We start from the raw sequence: 16810 nt of genomic DNA on the forward strand, positions 1-16810 counted from the left end.
CCCCTGATGAGGTTCCAATAATGATCTCACGGCAGACTGGAAGGATTCCACGTGACCGCTCATTCCCAAGCATTGCGCGCCTACGGGCAGGCCTCGGCCCCCATCCGCACACCTCGCGGAACCGAATACGAAGTCTTCGCGCGCATCACGCATCGCCTGATCACGGCCGCCCGGAAAGATCGCATGATGCATTTTCCGGAGCTGGCACGCGCCATATACGAAAATCAGCGCCTTTGGATCCTTCTTGCCTCCGATGTCGCTGGGGACGGGAACGAGCTTCCTTCGGAGCTGCGTGCCCAGATCTTCTACCTTGCTGAATTTACCCAGGCGCACAGCCGGAAGGTGCTGGCCGGAAAGGCCGGAGTGCGCCCCCTGATCGAGGTGAATTCGGCCATCATGCGCGGATTGCGCAATGGGGGGCCCACCAAATGAGTGGTCTTGTTCTGAAACTCTCCCCGAAGGAGCGTGTGTTGATCAACGGGGCTGTCATCGAAAACGGTGACCGACGCTCTCGTCTGTCCATCGTGACGCCCAACGTAAACATCCTGCGCCTGCGCGATGCAATTCATCCGGAAGAGGCGAACACGCCTGTGCGCCGGGTCTGCTATGCGGCGCAGCTGGTGCTGACCGGTGATGCCGACCCGGACGAGACGCGCCTTCAGTTGCTGCGCCGTATCGAGGAATTGAGCCAGATCCTGACGGATCCGGACAGCAGGGCCTTGCTGGCCACGGCCACCGAAGCTGTCATCGGCAACCAGTTCTATCAATGCCTGAAGGCGCTGCGGGGACTTCTGCCGCGCGAAGACCGCCTATTGAACGCCAGATTGTCATGACATTCTCGCCGATCATACCGAGCAGTGACCTTGCCGGCTGGATCTTTCTGGAGCGCACCTATGACAACCAGAAAGCCAGCTTTGACAAGTCGCCTTTGATCACCCGCGACACTGCCTATTTCGAAGAGAATATCGGCAAGATCACGACGGCAGAGGAATTGGTGAAGGATCGGAGACTTCTGCGCGTGGCCCTGGGCGCATTCGGGCTGCAGGATGATATCAATAACAGCTATTTCATCCGGAAGGTGCTGGAAGAGGGGACCCTGGAATCGGACTCTCTCGCCAACAAGCTCTCGGACGAGCGATACAAGGACCTCGCAAATGCCTTCGGTTTTGACCGTGGCACGCCCAGCACGAAGATCTCGACATTTGGCGCGACGATCACCGAGAAATTCCGCCGCCAGGAATTCGAGCTGGCGGTAGGGGAGCAGGACGAGACCATGCGCCTGGCCATGAACGCGGATCGCTCGCTGCAGGATTTCCTGACAGATACGAGCTCGACCGACACGAAATGGTTCAAGATCATGGGCAATCCGCCCTTGCGCGAAGTCTTTGAAACGGCGCTCAACCTACCCAGCAGCTTTGGTCAGTTGGATATTGATCAACAGCTTGAGATCTTCAAGGATCGCTCCGACTCGATTCTGGGATCTGACGACCCAACAGAGATCGCCAGCGATGAAATCCGCAAGAAGGTTGTCCAGAAATATCTTGTTGGCAGCCAGTTGAACGATATCAAGGCGGCCTCCTCCGGTTCGATTGCCCAGACGCTTCTGGCCAGCGCCATCAGCTTTGGCCGAAGCATGCGGAGCTATTGAAGCCCGAACCCGTCCGACGCCGCTTTGCACAGGTCTCAGCCCATCAAGCATGCCAACTGGTGAGCGAGGGGGCCACATCGATGACTTTTCGTGGCAAGCCTTGGCACGACTATGGTGCAGCGACTTTCTATCCTGATTCTGCGGTTGCAGTGGTCCTCCGGATCGTGTCGTTCGGCGAGTGACAGGACAGTTCATTACATGACACGGCTGGGTTCGTGCCTCTTGGCGGGAAACCCCTCTGCGGACTGAAAAGTAAAGATGGGAAGGGGGCAATGCCCCCTTTCTTCATCTGACGACGGGAACGGTCAGTGCCGTGCCGCCTTTTCGCAGGCGCTCTCCCCGCTCCTTGCCGCTCGGGACCTGCGGGCGCTTGCCGGCAGGGGTGCGTCCGGGGCCGCTGGCAGAGCGGCGCAGGATAAGGCGCAGCCGGTTGAACGAGGCTTCGGTATCCTGATCCTCCTTCTCGGCAAGGAAACTTTCCAGGTCGGGCCAGGCGCGGATTGCCTGATCTAGGGTGGCGTCACTGCCCTGCACATAAAGTCCTGCCTGGATCATCAGTTCGGACCGCGAATAGGCACTGAGCAGATGGCGGGCCTCTGCAATGGCTTGGTTCTCTTCCGGTGTGGCGGCATCGGGCAGGCTGCGCGATACCGAGCGAAGCAGGTCGATGGCCGGATACCGCCCGCGTTCCGCGATCTGGCGATCCATGACGATGTGCCCGTCGAGCACGCCGCGCAGGATGTCGGCCACGGGCTCCTCCATGTCTGAGCCGGCGACCAGAACGGAGAGCACCGCGGTGATCGTGCCGGCATCGCCCGCCCCGGGCCCTGCGCGTTCGCAAAGCTGCATGATCTGATGCGCGGTCGATGGGGGGTACCCGCGCAGGGCCGGCAATTCGCCGGCGGCCACGGCCACCTCGCGATGGGCTTCTGCGAAGCGCGTGATCGAATCTGCCAGGAAAAGCACATGCTTGCCCTGGCTGCGGAAATGCTCTGCCACGGTCATGGCCGTCCAGGCGCAGCGGCGACGCACGAGGGCGGACCGGTCTGAGGTTGCCGCCACGACGACGGCCCGCGCCATCCCCTCCGGACCGAGGACCTTGTCGATGAATTCCCGAAGTTCGCGCCCGCGTTCCCCCACCAGGGCGATCACGGCGACGTCGGCGTCCATGTTGCGGGCCAGGTGCGCCATCAGGCTGGATTTGCCCACGCCGGAACCCGCGAAGAGCCCGATTCGCTGGCCCTCCACGATCGGCAGCATGGTGTTCAGCACTGCCATTCCGGTTTCCAGCCGGGTGCCGAGGCCACGGCGTTCGGCGGGCGGCGGCGGGTCGGCTCGCAGCGGCACGGCGTGCAGACCCGGCAGGATCGGCCTGCCATCAAGCGGCTGGCCATGCGGGTCGATCACGCGCCCGATCCAGGAGGCGTCCGGTGCGATGCGCAGGGCGCCACGCAGCACCACGCGATCCCCGAGGGAGATCCCTTCGGGCGGGGCATCGGGCAGCACGGTCAGGGCTTCGCGGTCGAGCTTGATCACCTCGCCATGCAGGACGGAACCGTCGTGCCGCGTGATGCGCAGCACGTCACCCAGCCGGGCATGCCGGCCCAGCCCGGTGACCTTCAGCACTTCGGCTTCCACCGCCTCGATCCGTCCCACGTGACGGACGGCGGAAAGCGCGTCGATCTCTGCCCTGACCCCTTGCAGCACGTTCTGTGTCATCGGTCGGCTCCTTCATCTGATGCCAACCATTTCTAAAGGAATCAGAGTTAAGCCTTGATTGAAACCAGCGAGGGAGAAGCCCCGGTGTTCGAGAATCTGCAAGTCTTCCGCATGGCTGATGCCATGGCCCGCCACGCGGGCGTGCGGCAGGGCGTGATCGCCGAGAACATGGCGAATGCGGATACGCCCAAGTACCGGGCGCGCGACATTCGTCCCTTTTCAGAAACCATCAACACTTCCGCCCCAACCTTTGGTCTGAGGGCCACCCGCGCCAGTCACCTGAATGCCGCGGAGGGCTCCGCGAGCTACGAGGCGACCGAGGACCGCAATCCGTGGATGTCGCCCAACGGCAACTCGGTTTCGCTGGAGGATCAGGTGTTCAAGTCGGTCGAGGTTCAGAAGCAGCACAGCCAGGCGCTCGCCATCTACAAGAGCGCGCTCGGCCTGATGCGCACCTCCATCGGCCGCCGGTAAGGAGGGATCGCCATGACGGATTTCCTGCATTCCATGAATGTCTCGGCCAGTGGCCTGCGCGCCCAGGCGCAGCGGCTGCAGCACACGTCCGAGAATATCGCCAATGCCGACACGCCCGGCTATCGCCGCAAGACTGTGCCCTTCGAGGCCCAGGCCGAGGAGGGGGGGGTGAAGACCGGCCGCGTGCAGCTCGACCAGAGCGATCTGAGCCGGATCTACGATCCGTCCAGCCCGCTGGCCGACGCCACCGGCAATTACGACGGATCCAACGTCGACCTCGTGGTCGAGATCGCCGACGCCCGCGAGGCGCAGCGCAGCTACGAGGCCAACCTGAAGATGTTCGACCAGGCCCGGCAGATGTCGGCCAGCCTGCTCGACCTATTGCGCAGATAACGCACTCAAAGGAGGTCCAGAATGGACATTCGTGCACTGAACGCCGCGCGGAACTACGCGGCGGCCCGTCCGGCGACGGAACCTGTTCCCGGTACCGGAGATGGCCTGGGCAAGGCCCTCGGAGAGCTGGCACAGGACTTTGGCCAGACCTTCCGCCAAGGCGAGGAAACCGCAAAAGCGGCCATGATCGGCGAAGCCGATTCCCACGCCCTGGTCCAGGCACTGGCCCAGACCGAGCTGGCCGTCGAGGCCGCTGTCGCCGTGCGTGACAAGGTCGTCGAGGCCTACCAGGAAATTCTGCGGATGCCGGTCTGACCCGGACATGACCGAAGCCCAGATATTCGACACGCTGCGCCAGGGCCTCTGGGTGGCGGTCATCACCTCTACCCCGATCCTCGCCGTGGCGCTGATCGTGGGCGTGGTGATCGGCCTCTTCCAGGCGCTGACATCGGTGCAGGAAATGACGCTGACCTTCGTACCCAAGCTGATCGCGATCGTCGTCGTCTTCTGGTTGTCGATGGGCTTCATGACCCAGACGCTGGTCTCCTTCTTCCAGGACCAGCTCATCCCCCTCATCATCGGAGGCTGACCCTTGGACAACGCGGGCTATACGACGCTGACCCGGCAATCGGGCCTGATGCGCGAGATGAGCGTGATCGCGAACAACATGGCGAACATGGCCACCACCGGCTACCGGCAGGAGGGGCTGATCTTCTCTGAGTTCATCGCCTCGACCCGCGAGGGGCCGTCGCTGTCAATGGCCACGGCGAACGTGCGCAACACCTCTTTCATGCAGGGGGCCCTGACCCAGACCGGCAGCTCGCTCGATTTCGCCATCGAGGGTGACGGCTTCTTCCTTGTGCAGGCGCCCGACGGCCCGCGGCTGACCCGTGCGGGCAGCTTCGCGACCTCGCCGGCGGGCGACCTGGTGACGCTGCAGGGCTATCCGGTGCTCGATGCGGGCGGCGCCCCGATCTTCATTCCGCCGGATGCCAGCGCGATCGGCGTCGCGGCCGACGGCACGATCTCGGCCGGTGGCGTGCCGGTGGGCCAGCTCGGCCTGGTCATGCCGATCGATCCGCTGGGCCTTCAGCGCGTCGGCAACACGATGTTCAGCGCCGAGGCCGGCTTCGACCCGGTGGAGGAGCCGAGGATCGTCCAGGGGTTCCTGGAATCCTCCAACGTCGACCCGATCAGCGAGATCGCCCGGATGATTTCCGTCCAGCGCGCCTATGAACTCGGGCAATCCTTCCTCGAGCGCGAGGATGGCCGCATCACCGACACTGTCAAAACACTGATGAGATAGGATTTTCCAGAATGAGAGCCCTGAAGATCGCGGCCACCGGCATGGCTGCCCAGCAGATGCGGGTCGAGACGATCTCGAACAACCTCGCGAACATGGCCACCACCGGCTACAACACCCGGAGGGCCGAATTCGCCGATCTGCACTATCAGCAGATGAGCCGTGCGGGCACCATCAATGCCTCCGACGGAACGATCCTGCCCACCGGCATCCAGCTCGGCCTCGGCGTGCGGCCGGCAGCGGTGACGATGCAGCTGGCCCAGGGGTCGCTCAGCCAGACCGGCGGCGACCTCGACGTGGCGATCGAGGGGCGGGGCTATCTCGAGGTGACGCTGCCCTCCGGCCAGACGGCCTATACCAGGGACGGTGCCCTGAAGCGCACCGGCGACGGGCTGATCGTCACTTCCGACGGCTATCCCGTCTCGCCCGAGATCACCATTCCCGACGATGCCCGCTCGATCTCTATCAATGCCGATGGCGAGATCTATGCCTATTTCGCCACCCAGACCGAGGCGCAGCTGCTGGGCCAGATCAATATCGCCGGCTTTACCAACCCCAAGGGGCTGGAGGCGATCGGCTCGAACCTCTTCGTCGAGACCGAGGCCTCCGGGCCGGTCAACGTGACCACGCCGGGCCTCGATGGCCTCGGTACCCTGCGCCAGGGCTATCTCGAGGACAGTTCCGTCGATCCCGTGCGTGAAATCACCGAGTTGATCGAGGCCCAGCGCGGCTATGAGCTCAATGCCAAGGTGATCACTGCCGCCGATCAGATGCTGGCCGCGACGGCCCAGGTGCGCTGATGAGGATCTGCGCGTTTCTCGTCCTCGCCCTGCTGGTTCCGGCGCCCTCGGTTCTGGCCGATACCGTCATCGCCGCGCGCACCCTGCGCGCCCAGAGCGTGGTCGGCCCCGAAGACCTGGCCCTGCAGGATATCGATGTGCCCGGCGCCTATTCCTCGATGGAGGGGTTGATCGGGCAGGAAACGCGCACCGCGCTCTATGCCGGGCGGCCCGTGCGGCCCGGCGACCTCGGCCCGCCGGCGCTGGTCGAACGCAATGGCATTGTCAGCCTGATCTATGATCGCGGCGGGCTCGTCATCGTCACCGAGGCCCGCGCGCTGGGCCGGGGCGGCGTGGGCGAAGCCATCCGCGTGATGAACATGTCGTCGCGGCAAACCGTGACCGGAACCATCCAGCCCGATGGAACAGTGAAAGTTCAGTGATGACCCGTTTTTCCCATTTTATCGCCGCCGGTGCCGCCCTCTTCCTGGCCGGATGCGGCGACCACATCGGCAAGGCGCCCGATTTCTCGCCCGAGACGAACACCCGCGAATACACCGCCATGATGTCGCCGGGCCTGCCGGCCAGCACCGCGCCCTTCCGCTCCCGCGCGCAGGAAGCCTCGCTCTGGGCGGCCGGACGTTCGTCGCTGCTGGGCGACCGGCGCGCGATGCAGCAGGGCGATATCCTGACCGTGGTGATCGAGATCGACGACAGCGCCGAGATTTCGAATTCCACCTCGCGGTCGCGCTCCGGCTCGGAGAGCATGTCGGTGCCGAACCTGCTCGGGATCCCGCAGATGCTGGACGAGCAGCTGCCGGTCGGGGCCTCGATGAATGCTGCCGTCGGCCTTGATTCCAACTCCAGTTCCAGTGGCGACGGCTCTGTCAGCCGCAACGAGAAGCTGACCCTGCGCGTCGCTGCCACCGTGGTGCAGGTCCTGCCCAACGGCGTACTTTCGATTTCCGGCAACCAGGAGGTGCGGGTGAACTTCGAGCTGCGCGAATTGCTGGTCAGCGGCTTCGTCCGGCCCGAGGACATCTCGCGCCAGAACGAGATCACCTATGACAAGATCGCCCAGGCCCGCGTGTCCTATGGCGGCCGTGGCCAGATCACCGATGTGCAACAGCCGCGGATCGGCCAGCAGATCGTCGATTACGTTCTGCCCTTCTGATCCGTTTCCGATGAACCTGCCCGAGGTGTCTCGATGAAAAAGCTCCTGCCCCTTCTCCTGATCATCATCGGTATCGGCGGCGGTGCCGCGGCGGGGTTGATGCTGCGCCCGGCGCCACAGGAAATGGCCGCGATCAACCCCTGTGGCGATGGTCAGGCCGTCGCCCATGAGGAGGCGCCGCCGCCCGCCGAGGAGGAAGAGCCCACCGACAAGGAATACGTCAAGATGAATAACCAGTTCATCGTGCCGGTGGTGGAAAATGGCCGGATCGGCGCCCTGGTGGCGATCTCTCTCAGCCTCGAGGCCGATCCGGGCCAGCAGCAGTTCATCTATGCGCGCGAGCCGAAGCTGCGAGATGGATTCCTGCAGGTGATGTTCGATCACTCCAATGTCGGCGGTTTCGACGGGGCCTTCACCAATTCGAACAATCTCGACGTGCTGCGGGCCGGCCTATTCAGCGCCGCGCGCAAGGTGCTGGGCCCGATCGTCTCGGATGTGCTGATCGTCGATATCGCCCGTCAGGATTCCTGAGCGTCGGGCCTTCTCCCAGCTGTTTCAGCTTCGGCCGCGCTGCATGAGCGAGAGTTCCTGCAGCGCGGCCATCTGCTTGCGCATGCGCTCCTCGCGATCCGTGGCCTCGCGGGTTTTCAGCATCTTCGCGGCAATGTCCTTGCGGCCCAGGCTGCGGGTCAGCACCAGCATGTGCTCGGTCTTCTCGGCCAGCACCCCGGCCAGCTCCACCTGAAGCGCGCCGCGGCGGATCGAGACCCAGTCCTGCCAGGCGCGATCCTGGGCGTCGATCTGGCTCAGTGCGCCCTCCGCCGAGGCGACCGAGCGCAGGAAGCGCTCGGCGCCCTGGGCATCGAGGTCGGCCAGGGCAGTGCGCAGGGTCTTCTCACGCCCCGAGATCCGCTGCAGCTCCATCAGCTCGGTCTCGTAGACCATGGCGGTGATCCGGGCGAGCGGGGCCAGGCGTTTGGCTTCATCGGATTGCGGCATCAGATCCTTCCTTTCGCCTTGCGGCGCATGTCATCGGCAAAGCGGATCGCGGCGGCTACGGCGCGATACTCCGACGGGCTGATCTGGGCGCCGATCTCGACTTCGGCGTACAGCTTGCGGGCGGTCGGCGGATCGCTGTGCAGGGGCACGCCGTTCTCGGTGGCGATGCGCCGCATCACCGCGGCCACCTCGTCGACGCCCTTGGCCACGCAGACCGGGGCGGACCCCGGCGCGCGGCTCCATTTCAGCGCCACGGCATAATGGGTCGGGTTCACGATCACCACGTCGGCCTTTGGCACATCCGCCATCATCTGCTGGCGGGCAATCTCCTGACCGCGCTGGCGCCGCTGCTGCTTGATGTAGGGGTCACCTTCGGATTCCTTCATCTCGTCGCGGATTTCCTTGTCGGTCATGCGGTTCTTGCGCATGTGTTCGGACCGCTGCCAGAGATAGTCGATGCCGCCGATGCAGGCGGCAATGGCGCAGACGATGAACATGAATTCAAGGCACAGCCTCAGCAGGGTCGCCGTGGCGATGCCGGTATCGAGGTAGAGGGTGTTCGTCATCTCCGGCAGCTTGGCGCGCACGAAGAGGAACAGGCAGGTGGAATAGATCAGCAGCTTGGCAAAGCTCTTGAAGAATTCGAACAGCCCGCCGCGGCCGAACTTGTTCTTGGCGTTCGAGATGATCGAGATCCGCGAGAGCTTGGGCTTGATCTTGTCACCCGAGAAGACGAAGGCGCGCTGGGCGATGATGGCCGTCAGCGCGGCCACCGCCGGAACCAGGAAGAAGGGCATGATCGCCAGCAGCACGCTGCCGATCAGCCCGCCCGTGGGAGTGCTGCCGAAACCATCGAAAAACAGCGGAGACAGCGCCTCGGGCCGGTCGATCAGGCTCTGCAGCACCGAGCCGAAGCGGCTGAGCGCGGCGCCGCCCACCGAGACGGCGGCAATGCACATGCCGCCATAGGCCGCCGCGGTCGAGAGGTCTGCGGATCGCGGGATCTCGCCCTTCTCGCGTGCCTTGTCCAGCTTGCGCTGTGTCGGTTCGTGCGGTTTTTCGCCCCCGTTGTCTTCCTCTGCCATGGCCGCGCCTCAGAAGGGGGCCACGAGGAAGGTGAACATGGCGCGCGACCAGGTCTGCAGGATCTGCGGGGCCAGCAGCCAGAGCAGGGCCAGCCCGCCGAAGGTGATCACCGGGGCGCCGACAAAGGCCACCATCAGCTGCGGCATGGCGCGGTTGATGACGCCGAGGGTCAGGTTGTAGATCAGCGAGATGATCAGGAAGGGCGCAGCCAGGCTGAAGGCCAGCTTGAAGCTCTGCGAGATCAGCCCGATGCCCCATTGCGCCAGGTCCGCGCCTGCGGGCAGGCTGCCCACGGGCATGACCTCGTAGGACATCAGCATGAGCATCACCGCATGGACCGGCAGCCCGAGCACCATGGCCAGGGCCAGCCCGCCGATCACAAGGATATGGCCGATGGCGGGCATCGGCTCGACCCCGGCGTTGCCCAGGATCTGCGACAGCGATGTCGATTGCGCGATCATCGTACCCGCAGTCTGCAGCCCGATGACGAAGAGCCTGAGCCCGACGCCGAGGAGCAGCCCGGCGACGGTTTCCGTCAGCATCAGGCGCAGGAAGCTGCGATAGCCCGGCGCGATATCGGGCAGGTCCGGCCCGGCGGAGAGCACGATCAGGGTCAGGCCCATGGCCGTGATCAGCTTGAAGCGGGCGGGCACCGATTGCTCGCCGAAGCCGGGCAGGAAGGAGGCGAAGGCGCCGACGCGCAGGAAGATCATCGCCGCCGCCCAGCCCTCGGTGCGGACGAATGCCATGATCTCTGCGGCGGTTTCATTCATCGGACACCATGGCGATCAGCGAGGGCCGCGCCTCGATGCCGATTTCCTCGAAGGACAGCACCGGGTTGGTCAGTCCGCGCGCACTCAGCGCCATGCGCAGGAAGCGGCGGCGCTGGGTCGAGGTGACGATGGCCGGGTAGATACCCTTGTCCGAGGCATCCGAAACCGCCTCGGAGACATTGTTCACCAGGCGGTTGAAGAGCTCTGGCGGCAGGGCGATGTCGATGCTGCCGCGTTCGCGGTCGAGCTGGTAGGCGGCAAAGATGTCCTCCCAGCCGGGGGCCAGCTGGATCAGCGGCAGGCTGCCGTCGGCGCGGCGCAGGTCGGCGATCAGCTGGAAGCCGAGGCGATGGCGCACGTGCTCGCAGATCGCCTCGGGCTGATGGGTCTGGGGGCGGATCTCGGCCACCGATTCCAGGATCAGCGGCATGTTGCGGATCGAGACCTGTTCCGCCACCAGCAGGCGCAGCACCTGGTGCAGCAGGTCGAGCGGCACCTTCTCCGGAATCAGCTCGTCGAGCAGCTTGCGGTTGGCCTCGGCGCGGCGTTCGTCCGACAGGTTGGTCATTTCCTCGAGCACGCGGCGCAGGCTCTTCAGGGTCAGCAGGCGGGCAAAGTTGCGCTTGATCGTCTCGAGCAGATGGGTCGCCAGGACCTCGGTTGGCGTCACAAGTGTCAGGCCGGAGAGCGCGGCGTGATCCTGCGCCGCCTGGTCGATCCAGCGCGCCGGCGCGCCATAGACGGGCTCCTTCACCTCCTCGCCGGGCGGCAGCCCGGAGGTGGCGCCCTGTGTCAGCGCCAGCACCCGTTCCGGCCGCAGCGTGGCGCGGGCCTGTTCGACCCCCTGGATGCGGATCACGTAGCTGCCGGCAGGCAGCGAAGGGTCATCCGTCAGGCGGATCTCGGGCAGGATCAGGCCGTAGCTCTCGGCCACGTGCAGGCGCATGTTCTCGATCCGGGCATCGAGGCCGGTGCCGGGGTCGAGGACCATGTTCACCAGGTCGGGGGCGAATTCCACGTGGATATCGTCCAGGTCGAGGGTATCGCCCAGGGATTTCGGTTTCATGACAGGGGTTTCGCCCTTTGGCCTGGCGGCCTTTGTCGCGGCGGCCAGCTGCTTGCGATGCACCGACAATGCCGATCCGCCCAGCACCAGCCCGCCGAGCACGAAGGGCACGAAGGGCAGGCCGGGCACCAGGCCGAAGAGCAGCATCAGCACGCCGACCGTGGCCAGCGCCGCGGGGTGCCGGCCCAGCTGTCCCACCAGCGCCAGGTCGGTGGCGCCGGTCGAGCCGCCACGGGCGAGCAGCAGCGCCGAGGCGATCGAGATGATCACCGCGGGAATCTGCGTGACCAGCCCGTCGCCGACGGTGAGAATCGCATAGGTTTCAAAGGCATCACCGATCGCCATGCCGTGAACCACAACGCCCATCAGCAGGCCGACGATGAGGTTCAGCAGGGTGATCAGCAGGCCTGCAACGGCATCGCCCTTGACGAATTTCGAGGCGCCGTCGAGCGAGCCGAAGAAGGTGGTTTCAAGTTGCTCGCGCTCGCGGCGTTCCTTGGCCTGCACGTGGTCGATGGCGCCGGCGGACATGTCGCTGTCGATGGCAAGCTGCTTGCCAGGCATCCCGTCGAGGGCAAAGCGTGCGCCCACCTCGGCCATCCGGGCGGCGCCCTTGGTGATCACCATGAAATTGACGATCAGCAGCACGCCAAAGACCACCAGCCCCAGAAAGACCGAGCCGCTCATGACGAAATCGGCAAAGCCCTGGATCACGTCGCCCGCGGCCGCCGTGCCGGTGTGCCCCTGTCCGATGATCAGCTTGGTCGAGGAGATGTTGAGCGAGAGGCGCAGCATCAGCGAGGCCAGCAACACCGTCGGAAAGGCCGAGAAATCGAGCGGTTTCTCGACAAAGAGCGTGACGGTGAAGATCAGGATCGCGAGGGCGAAACTGCCGGCAAGGCCGACGTCCAGGACGAAGGCGGGCACGGGCAGGATCATCATCACGATGATCGACATCAGCGCCAGTGCGAGCAGGATCGTCGGCTGGAACAGGGGGCGGGCGGTGGTTTCGTTCATCGGGGTCCCGTTGCATTCTGCAGGGTGCGCGCCGGGCGCCCTGGGCGGACCGGCGGCGAGATGTATCCGTTAAATCCGGAAATGGTTTAGGACTCGCAAACTTGCCTCGTCGAAGCGATGTTTGCGCTGCGGCCTATTGGTCGAGTGCGGTATCCACCTGCATCGTCGACAGCAGTTCCTGCAGGGCAGCGCGTGTCTCGGTGGCCTGGGTCAGGGCATCGCGGCTGGCGGCCAGGGTCGGCGGGCCGACCTCGGGCAGGGTGACCGGCGCGGCCTCCTGCGCGGTGACCACCTCGGCCAGGCGCGACGCGGGGGCCTCCTCCCTGCTGCGCAGGGCGTTCCAGTCGCGTGCCAGCCAGGCAGCCTCGTCAGCGGCGGCCGTGTCGCCGGCGGCGGTGAACAGGTCTTTCGCGGCGCCGAATTCCGAGGCCATCAGCCGGGCTTCGGCCCGCAGCCTGTCGATATCTTCTCCTTCCAGGCCAAACAGCTCGGCCTCTGCCGCGCGGGGGCGGTTGTCGGCCAGTGCAATCCGGGCGCGCAGGATGCGGCGGTCACGGCCGGCCGTGCCATCGGCCCCGCGCGTGACCATCTGCCCCGCGGCCTCGAGAAACCCGAGATCGAGCAGCCGCTCGGCAACCCGGTTCTGCGTCGTGGTGCGGTCGGCCAGGGCGATCACGTCCTCGTTCTGGAAGAACATCCGCGCGAAGACCGCATCAGAGGCCTTCTCTGCAAGGTCGCCGGCAAGTGTCTCGGCGATGCGGCGGCTCTCGATCTCGGAAATGTCCGGCCGGCCGGCGGTGAAGAGATCGAAGGCAGTGGGGAAGTTGCCCGCGGAGGCATGGGCCACGATCTCGGCCTGGAGCAGCCTGATCGCCACCTCGCTGTCGCGGAATTGCGTGCGATAGCTTTCGAGCAGACCGATTGTTTCCGCGTCCACCGCATTTCCTGCGGCGAGGGTCTCGTTGGTGAAATGCAGCAGCGCCTCGGGCGAGATCTCGTCGTTGTTGGCGATCAGCGCGTCATAGGCCTCGCGGTCGGGCTGCCCGGTTTCCTCGGTCTGGATCAAGGCTTCAGCAAGGTCGCGCCGGGCGGTGGGTTCCTCGATGTCGCGATCGACCAGACGCAGGATATCCTTGGCGAAATCCTTCTCCTGGGCGATCGTGAAGCGCTCGGCAAGCAGCGGGCCGAGGTAGGATTTCAGCGGTGCAGGCAGGGTCATAACGCTGCGCTTGATCGCGGCGCCGTCATAGACGCTGCCGGGCGGAATCCTGGGGCCGGTTAGCGCGGCCCACATTGCCGCCTCGGTCTCGCAGTCCAGCCGGTTGGCAAAGGCTCCGTCCGCGTGGTCATGGCCATAGTCCATGATATTGGCGATGGAGACGATTTCGTCATGAACCTCGGGCTGTTGCGGCACGGAGGCGACCAGTTGGCGTGCCTCTGCGCCGAAGCCGTTCAGCAGGTAGAACTGCGCCAATTCCAGGTAGGCGCGGGGGTTGTCGTGGTCGAATTCCTCGGTCAGTGCCGAGCGCAACTGGCCGAGGCGTCGCACGAAGGGTTCATCATCGGCGCTCGACATGAATGGAGCGAGGTGCGTCATGCAGCTGTCCCGGGACAGCAAGTAGCGGCGGGGATCCTCGGCTTCGTCAGCTTCGAGCGTGCTTGGCTTGGCAGAGAGGCCGGGGTCGGAGCCGTGCAGAGTGGTGGCCGGGTCGCTCATTTGCCGAACGTCATCGGGCAATTGAGACACATTGGAAGGATCTGCCTCGAGGAGGCCTTCGGTTGCGGCCTGGCCGATGGCGGCAAGCAGGCGTGTTTCCAGTTCCCGTGTCAGCTCTGCTCCGGACGCGCCGGGATCGGGCACGGTCGAGGGCAACCCGTTGATGGCGCTGCGGGCGAAGCTGTCGTTGGCGACGTCTTGCATGGAGTTCCGCGGCGCGGTGGGCAGGCGGGGCAGGTCGACCTGGACCGGTGCGGGCTGTGCCGGCCTGGCCGGGCGCGGCGGGGCGATGCCGCCGCCATTCTCGGGGCCGAAGCGCAGCGTGCCGGCGGTGTAGAGATTGGGCAGGGCGGGGCGCCAGTTGGGACGCACCGCCGCCGGGCTCGCGGAGCCGGGCGCGACATCGACGACCAGCAGGTTGTTGGCGGCCACGAAGGCCTCGGCCACACAGTCACAGGCCAGCTGGATGTTGAGGGCCGGGCCGGCGCCGGTGGTGATAGCCGCAATCCGGTCGCGGCTGATCCGCGTGAAGGCCTGCGAGATATCAAGCCGTTGCAGGGCACCGGAGAATTGCAGCGAAACATCCTGTGCGGCCTGGTCCAGCTGCCAGTCGGTGCCGGTCGGCATGGGCACCGTCAGGCGGGTGAAGTCGGGATGGTCGCCGGTGCGCACAACCGCCGTCTGGGCGGCGGCGGTCAGGGGCAGCAGGGCAATGCAGGCGGTCAGGAATGATTTTATCATGCGGCCCCGCTTTTCACCTCTTTCAACGCGTCCTCCAGCTCCGAGAAGCTGGGGCGGCAGTGAGACGGCGTGTTCTGACGGCCGACCTCGATGCAGATATTCGTGGCGTGGTTGTGCAGGTTCGCCACCAGCACCTCGCGGATCAGCTGGTAGAAGTGGCCGTCCTCCTCGATCACCGTCTTCAGGCGGCCCGCGAAGGGGCCGACGATGCCATAGGCCAGGAACACGCCGAGGAAGGTGCCGACGAGGGCGCCGCCGATCATCTTGCCCAGCACCTCTGGCGGCTGGTCGATGGAGGCCATGGTCTTGATCACGCCCAGCACCGCGGCCACGATGCCCAGTGCGGGCAGGGCGTCTGCCACCGACTGCAGGGCATGGCTGGAATGCATGGCGTGGTGCAGGTTGGCATCCATGCGTTTTTCCAGGACCTCTTCCACCTGGTGCGGGTCATCATAGTTCATCGAGGCCGAGCGCATGGTGTCGCAGATCAGCTCGATCGCCTCCTGGTCCGCCAGGATCTTGGGGTATTTCGAGAAGATCGAGGAATTCTCCGGCGCCTCGATATGTTCCTCGATGGCGACGGGGTTCTGCCGGGCCAGGCGGATCAGCTCGAACAGCAGGCAGAGCAGGTCCCGGTAGTCCCCGTGCTTCCACTTGGGGCCCTTGAAGACCTTGCCCACGTCCTTTGCGGTATGTTTCACCGCCGCCATGTCGTTGGACAGCAGGAAGGCGCCCAGGGCGGCGCCGCCGATCATCATCAGCTCGAACGGCAGGGATTTCAGGATGATGCCAAGCTTGCCGCCGGCAAGGATGTACCCGCCGAAGACCATCACGAAGATGACGCCGATACCAACGAAACCGATCATGTGTTTAGCCCCGAATCCACTGCCTGTATGATGTCTTCACGCTAAGGGTCATTCCTTTGGAACAGATGAATTTCGCCCGGCCAGGATCACCGAGATCGTGTAGGCGCGGTCCGGCGAAAGGCCGGTCATCAGGGCCGCGGCGGCATCAGGGCGCATGCGGCCCACGAAGCCCGCTGCAAATTCCGGGTCCATCTGCTCGAAGAGGGCCGCAGCGTCCTTGGGCTTCATGTTCTCGTAGACCGCTGTCAGCCGGCTGATGTCGTTCTCCGCGGCGCTGTCGGCCAGGGCGAGCGTGGATTTCAGCGCGGCTTCCGCGGTTTCAAGCTGCGCCAGCTTCTTGTCGATTTCCTGGTCGGCCACGGCAAGCGCGTTCATCCGGTCGCGAATCTGCGCCTCGCGGGCCTCGATCCTGGCCTCGCGGGCGTCGAAGGCCTGCATCATCGCCTCGACATCCGGCGCCGGGGCACAGCCGGCGGGCGGCGTGCCCGCGGCCATCGTGTCGCCATGCTCGGCCGGTTTCTCGAGCGCGACCACGCCACCGGTATGGGCGCCCACGCGCAGGATGGCCGAGCTGACAAGCAGCAGCGCGATCAGCGTCAGCGTGCCGCGGCGGGTGCGGCGCTTCTTCCGCTTCACGGCCGGGGCGGCGGGCTTCGCGGCCTTGGATGTCTTGCGGGGTGCCTTGGCCATGGATCAGCCCTTTGCCGCGCGGCGCGAGAACACCGGTTCGGCCGGCAGGCTCGCGGCCTTGGGCGCGGGCTCGGCCGCGTCGGGAAGGTCGTGCATCGAGGCCACCAGCAGCTCCAGTCGCTTGGCCACCGCCTCGGCGCGGTCGGTCAGCTGTTCCAGGGAGGCGCTCGACTCGCCCGCGGCGGCCTGTGCCGTCTTCAGCGTCCTGGTCAGGTCGTCGACCTGAGCCGAGAGCACTGCCACCGCGCCCCCCACGCCGTTTTCCAGGTCGTTGAACCGCGACAGGCGGCGGGCGAGGATGAAGCAGTAGAAGGCGGCGCCCAGGGCGCCGGCCACCAGCAGGATATCCGAGATCATTTCCATGT

Annotated in this window: 21 protein-coding genes; 12 read left to right on the plus strand and 9 right to left on the minus strand. The window is 65.4% G+C overall.

Going from position 1 to position 16810, the window contains the following annotated elements; all coding sequences use genetic code 11:
• Window positions 1-51 precede the first annotated feature (51 nt).
• From flaF to AC0WR5_RS00085, 3 genes are read left to right on the plus strand one after another with little or no spacing between them, the layout of a single operon-like run.
• Window positions 52-432, plus strand: coding sequence for a flagellar biosynthesis regulator FlaF (gene flaF, locus AC0WR5_RS00075; RefSeq protein ID WP_475865860.1), 381 nt, complete (start codon window positions 52-54; stop codon window positions 430-432).
• Window positions 429-833 carry a flagellar biosynthesis repressor FlbT gene (gene flbT / locus AC0WR5_RS00080; RefSeq protein ID WP_475865862.1) on the plus strand — a complete coding sequence of 135 codons (405 nt, stop codon included), beginning with the start codon at window positions 429-431 and terminating at the stop codon, window positions 831-833. The genes flaF and flbT overlap by 4 nt, the downstream gene beginning before the upstream one ends.
• Window positions 830-1648 carry a DUF1217 domain-containing protein gene (locus AC0WR5_RS00085; protein ID WP_475865864.1) on the plus strand — a complete coding sequence of 273 codons (819 nt, stop codon included), beginning with the start codon at window positions 830-832 and terminating at the stop codon, window positions 1646-1648. The genes flbT and AC0WR5_RS00085 overlap by 4 nt, the downstream gene beginning before the upstream one ends.
• Before the next feature lie 285 nt (window positions 1649-1933).
• Here AC0WR5_RS00085 and AC0WR5_RS00090 read toward each other — a convergent pair whose 3' ends face one another.
• On the minus strand, window positions 1934-3367 hold the full coding sequence (locus tag AC0WR5_RS00090; RefSeq protein WP_475865866.1) for a FliI/YscN family ATPase: 1434 nt from the start codon (window positions 3365-3367) through the stop codon (window positions 1934-1936).
• Window positions 3368-3451: 84 nt separating this feature from the next.
• On the opposite strand from AC0WR5_RS00090, the gene AC0WR5_RS00095 reads away from it, so the two are divergent.
• Genes AC0WR5_RS00095 through AC0WR5_RS00135 form a run of 9 tightly spaced genes read left to right on the plus strand, consistent with a single transcriptional unit; the run spans window position 3452 to window position 8021 of the window.
• Complete coding sequence (locus tag AC0WR5_RS00095) at window positions 3452-3841, plus strand: FlgB family protein (protein ID WP_475865867.1); 390 nt, start codon at window positions 3452-3454, stop codon at window positions 3839-3841.
• A gap of 12 nt (window positions 3842-3853) precedes the next feature.
• The gene (gene flgC, locus AC0WR5_RS00100) at window positions 3854-4234 is read left to right on the plus strand and encodes a flagellar basal body rod protein FlgC (protein ID WP_475865868.1); all 381 of its coding nucleotides are present in this window, start codon (window positions 3854-3856) and stop codon (window positions 4232-4234) included.
• 21 nt (window positions 4235-4255) lie between these two features.
• The gene (gene fliE, locus AC0WR5_RS00105) at window positions 4256-4549 is read left to right on the plus strand and encodes a flagellar hook-basal body complex protein FliE (protein ID WP_475865869.1); all 294 of its coding nucleotides are present in this window, start codon (window positions 4256-4258) and stop codon (window positions 4547-4549) included.
• 7 nt (window positions 4550-4556) lie between these two features.
• Window positions 4557-4823 (plus strand): flagellar biosynthesis protein FliQ, encoded by a 267-nt coding sequence (gene fliQ / locus AC0WR5_RS00110; protein WP_475865870.1) that lies wholly within the window; start codon window positions 4557-4559, stop codon window positions 4821-4823.
• Between the two features lie 3 nt (window positions 4824-4826).
• Entirely contained in the window at window positions 4827-5540 is a 714-nt protein-coding gene (locus AC0WR5_RS00115; RefSeq protein WP_475865872.1) for a flagellar hook-basal body complex protein, read from the plus strand.
• Between the two features lie 11 nt (window positions 5541-5551).
• The gene (gene flgG, locus AC0WR5_RS00120) at window positions 5552-6337 is read left to right on the plus strand and encodes a flagellar basal-body rod protein FlgG (RefSeq protein ID WP_475865873.1); all 786 of its coding nucleotides are present in this window, start codon (window positions 5552-5554) and stop codon (window positions 6335-6337) included.
• Window positions 6337-6759 carry a flagellar basal body P-ring formation chaperone FlgA gene (gene flgA / locus AC0WR5_RS00125; protein WP_475865875.1) on the plus strand — a complete coding sequence of 141 codons (423 nt, stop codon included), beginning with the start codon at window positions 6337-6339 and terminating at the stop codon, window positions 6757-6759. Before flgG ends, flgA begins: the two co-directional genes overlap by 1 nt.
• The gene (gene flgH, locus AC0WR5_RS00130; RefSeq protein WP_475865877.1) at window positions 6759-7490 is read left to right on the plus strand and encodes a flagellar basal body L-ring protein FlgH; all 732 of its coding nucleotides are present in this window, start codon (window positions 6759-6761) and stop codon (window positions 7488-7490) included. Before flgA ends, flgH begins: the two co-directional genes overlap by 1 nt.
• Window positions 7491-7523: 33 nt before the next feature.
• The gene (locus AC0WR5_RS00135; RefSeq protein ID WP_475865878.1) at window positions 7524-8021 is read left to right on the plus strand and encodes a flagellar basal body-associated protein FliL; all 498 of its coding nucleotides are present in this window, start codon (window positions 7524-7526) and stop codon (window positions 8019-8021) included.
• A 24-nt stretch (window positions 8022-8045) separates the two neighbouring features.
• Here AC0WR5_RS00135 and AC0WR5_RS00140 read toward each other — a convergent pair whose 3' ends face one another.
• From AC0WR5_RS00140 to AC0WR5_RS00175, 8 genes are all read right to left on the minus strand, one after another.
• Window positions 8046-8489: a hypothetical protein gene (locus AC0WR5_RS00140; protein ID WP_475865879.1), complete on the minus strand. Its 444-nt coding sequence runs from the start codon at window positions 8487-8489 to the stop codon at window positions 8046-8048.
• Window positions 8489-9574: an EscU/YscU/HrcU family type III secretion system export apparatus switch protein gene (locus tag AC0WR5_RS00145; protein WP_475865881.1), complete on the minus strand. Its 1086-nt coding sequence runs from the start codon at window positions 9572-9574 to the stop codon at window positions 8489-8491. The genes AC0WR5_RS00140 and AC0WR5_RS00145 overlap by 1 nt, the downstream gene beginning before the upstream one ends.
• Before the next feature lie 9 nt (window positions 9575-9583).
• Window positions 9584-10324 carry a flagellar biosynthetic protein FliR gene (locus AC0WR5_RS00150; protein WP_475865883.1) on the minus strand — a complete coding sequence of 247 codons (741 nt, stop codon included), beginning with the start codon at window positions 10322-10324 and terminating at the stop codon, window positions 9584-9586.
• 16 nt (window positions 10325-10340) lie between these two features.
• Window positions 10341-12431 carry a flagellar biosynthesis protein FlhA gene (gene flhA / locus AC0WR5_RS00155; protein ID WP_475865885.1) on the minus strand — a complete coding sequence of 697 codons (2091 nt, stop codon included), beginning with the start codon at window positions 12429-12431 and terminating at the stop codon, window positions 10341-10343.
• A gap of 133 nt (window positions 12432-12564) precedes the next feature.
• Window positions 12565-14889, minus strand: a complete 2325-nt coding sequence (locus tag AC0WR5_RS00160; RefSeq protein WP_475865886.1) for a hypothetical protein — start codon at window positions 14887-14889, stop codon at window positions 12565-12567.
• The gene (motA, locus tag AC0WR5_RS00165) at window positions 14886-15755 is read right to left on the minus strand and encodes a flagellar motor stator protein MotA (protein ID WP_475865888.1); all 870 of its coding nucleotides are present in this window, start codon (window positions 15753-15755) and stop codon (window positions 14886-14888) included. The genes AC0WR5_RS00160 and motA overlap by 4 nt, the downstream gene beginning before the upstream one ends.
• 48 nt (window positions 15756-15803) lie before the next feature.
• Complete coding sequence (locus AC0WR5_RS00170; RefSeq protein WP_475865889.1) at window positions 15804-16445, minus strand: MotE family protein; 642 nt, start codon at window positions 16443-16445, stop codon at window positions 15804-15806.
• A 3-nt stretch (window positions 16446-16448) separates the two neighbouring features.
• A complete protein-coding gene (locus AC0WR5_RS00175) occupies window positions 16449-16808 on the minus strand; it encodes a hypothetical protein (protein ID WP_475865890.1) in 360 nt (119 codons plus the stop codon).
• Window positions 16809-16810 lie beyond the last annotated feature (2 nt).

The sequence above is a fragment of the Pseudooceanicola sp. DL12 genome, assembly GCF_056270665.1.

Excerpts from the sequence above, each read along its gene's own strand:
- flbT (WP_475865862.1), top strand. The coding sequence starts at position 429 with ATGAGTGGTCTTGTTCTGAAACTCTCCCCGAAGGAGCGTGTGTTGATC.
- AC0WR5_RS00085 (WP_475865864.1), top strand. The coding sequence starts at position 830 with ATGACATTCTCGCCGATCATACCGAGCAGTGACCTTGCCGGCTGGATC.
- AC0WR5_RS00090 (WP_475865866.1), bottom strand. The coding sequence starts at position 3,367 with ATGACACAGAACGTGCTGCAAGGGGTCAGGGCAGAGATCGACGCGCTT.
- flgC (WP_475865868.1), top strand. The coding sequence starts at position 3,854 with ATGACGGATTTCCTGCATTCCATGAATGTCTCGGCCAGTGGCCTGCGC.
- fliE (WP_475865869.1), top strand. The coding sequence starts at position 4,256 with ATGGACATTCGTGCACTGAACGCCGCGCGGAACTACGCGGCGGCCCGT.
- fliQ (WP_475865870.1), top strand. The coding sequence starts at position 4,557 with ATGACCGAAGCCCAGATATTCGACACGCTGCGCCAGGGCCTCTGGGTG.
- flgG (WP_475865873.1), top strand. The coding sequence starts at position 5,552 with ATGAGAGCCCTGAAGATCGCGGCCACCGGCATGGCTGCCCAGCAGATG.
- flgA (WP_475865875.1), top strand. The coding sequence starts at position 6,337 with ATGAGGATCTGCGCGTTTCTCGTCCTCGCCCTGCTGGTTCCGGCGCCC.
- flgH (WP_475865877.1), top strand. The coding sequence starts at position 6,759 with ATGACCCGTTTTTCCCATTTTATCGCCGCCGGTGCCGCCCTCTTCCTG.
- AC0WR5_RS00135 (WP_475865878.1), top strand. The coding sequence starts at position 7,524 with ATGAAAAAGCTCCTGCCCCTTCTCCTGATCATCATCGGTATCGGCGGC.
- AC0WR5_RS00140 (WP_475865879.1), bottom strand. The coding sequence starts at position 8,489 with ATGCCGCAATCCGATGAAGCCAAACGCCTGGCCCCGCTCGCCCGGATC.
- AC0WR5_RS00145 (WP_475865881.1), bottom strand. The coding sequence starts at position 9,574 with ATGGCAGAGGAAGACAACGGGGGCGAAAAACCGCACGAACCGACACAG.
- AC0WR5_RS00150 (WP_475865883.1), bottom strand. The coding sequence starts at position 10,324 with ATGGCATTCGTCCGCACCGAGGGCTGGGCGGCGGCGATGATCTTCCTG.
- flhA (WP_475865885.1), bottom strand. The coding sequence starts at position 12,431 with ATGAACGAAACCACCGCCCGCCCCCTGTTCCAGCCGACGATCCTGCTC.
- AC0WR5_RS00160 (WP_475865886.1), bottom strand. The coding sequence starts at position 14,889 with ATGATAAAATCATTCCTGACCGCCTGCATTGCCCTGCTGCCCCTGACC.
- motA (WP_475865888.1), bottom strand. The coding sequence starts at position 15,755 with ATGATCGGTTTCGTTGGTATCGGCGTCATCTTCGTGATGGTCTTCGGC.
- AC0WR5_RS00170 (WP_475865889.1), bottom strand. The coding sequence starts at position 16,445 with ATGGCCAAGGCACCCCGCAAGACATCCAAGGCCGCGAAGCCCGCCGCC.
- AC0WR5_RS00175 (WP_475865890.1), bottom strand. The coding sequence starts at position 16,808 with ATGGAAATGATCTCGGATATCCTGCTGGTGGCCGGCGCCCTGGGCGCC.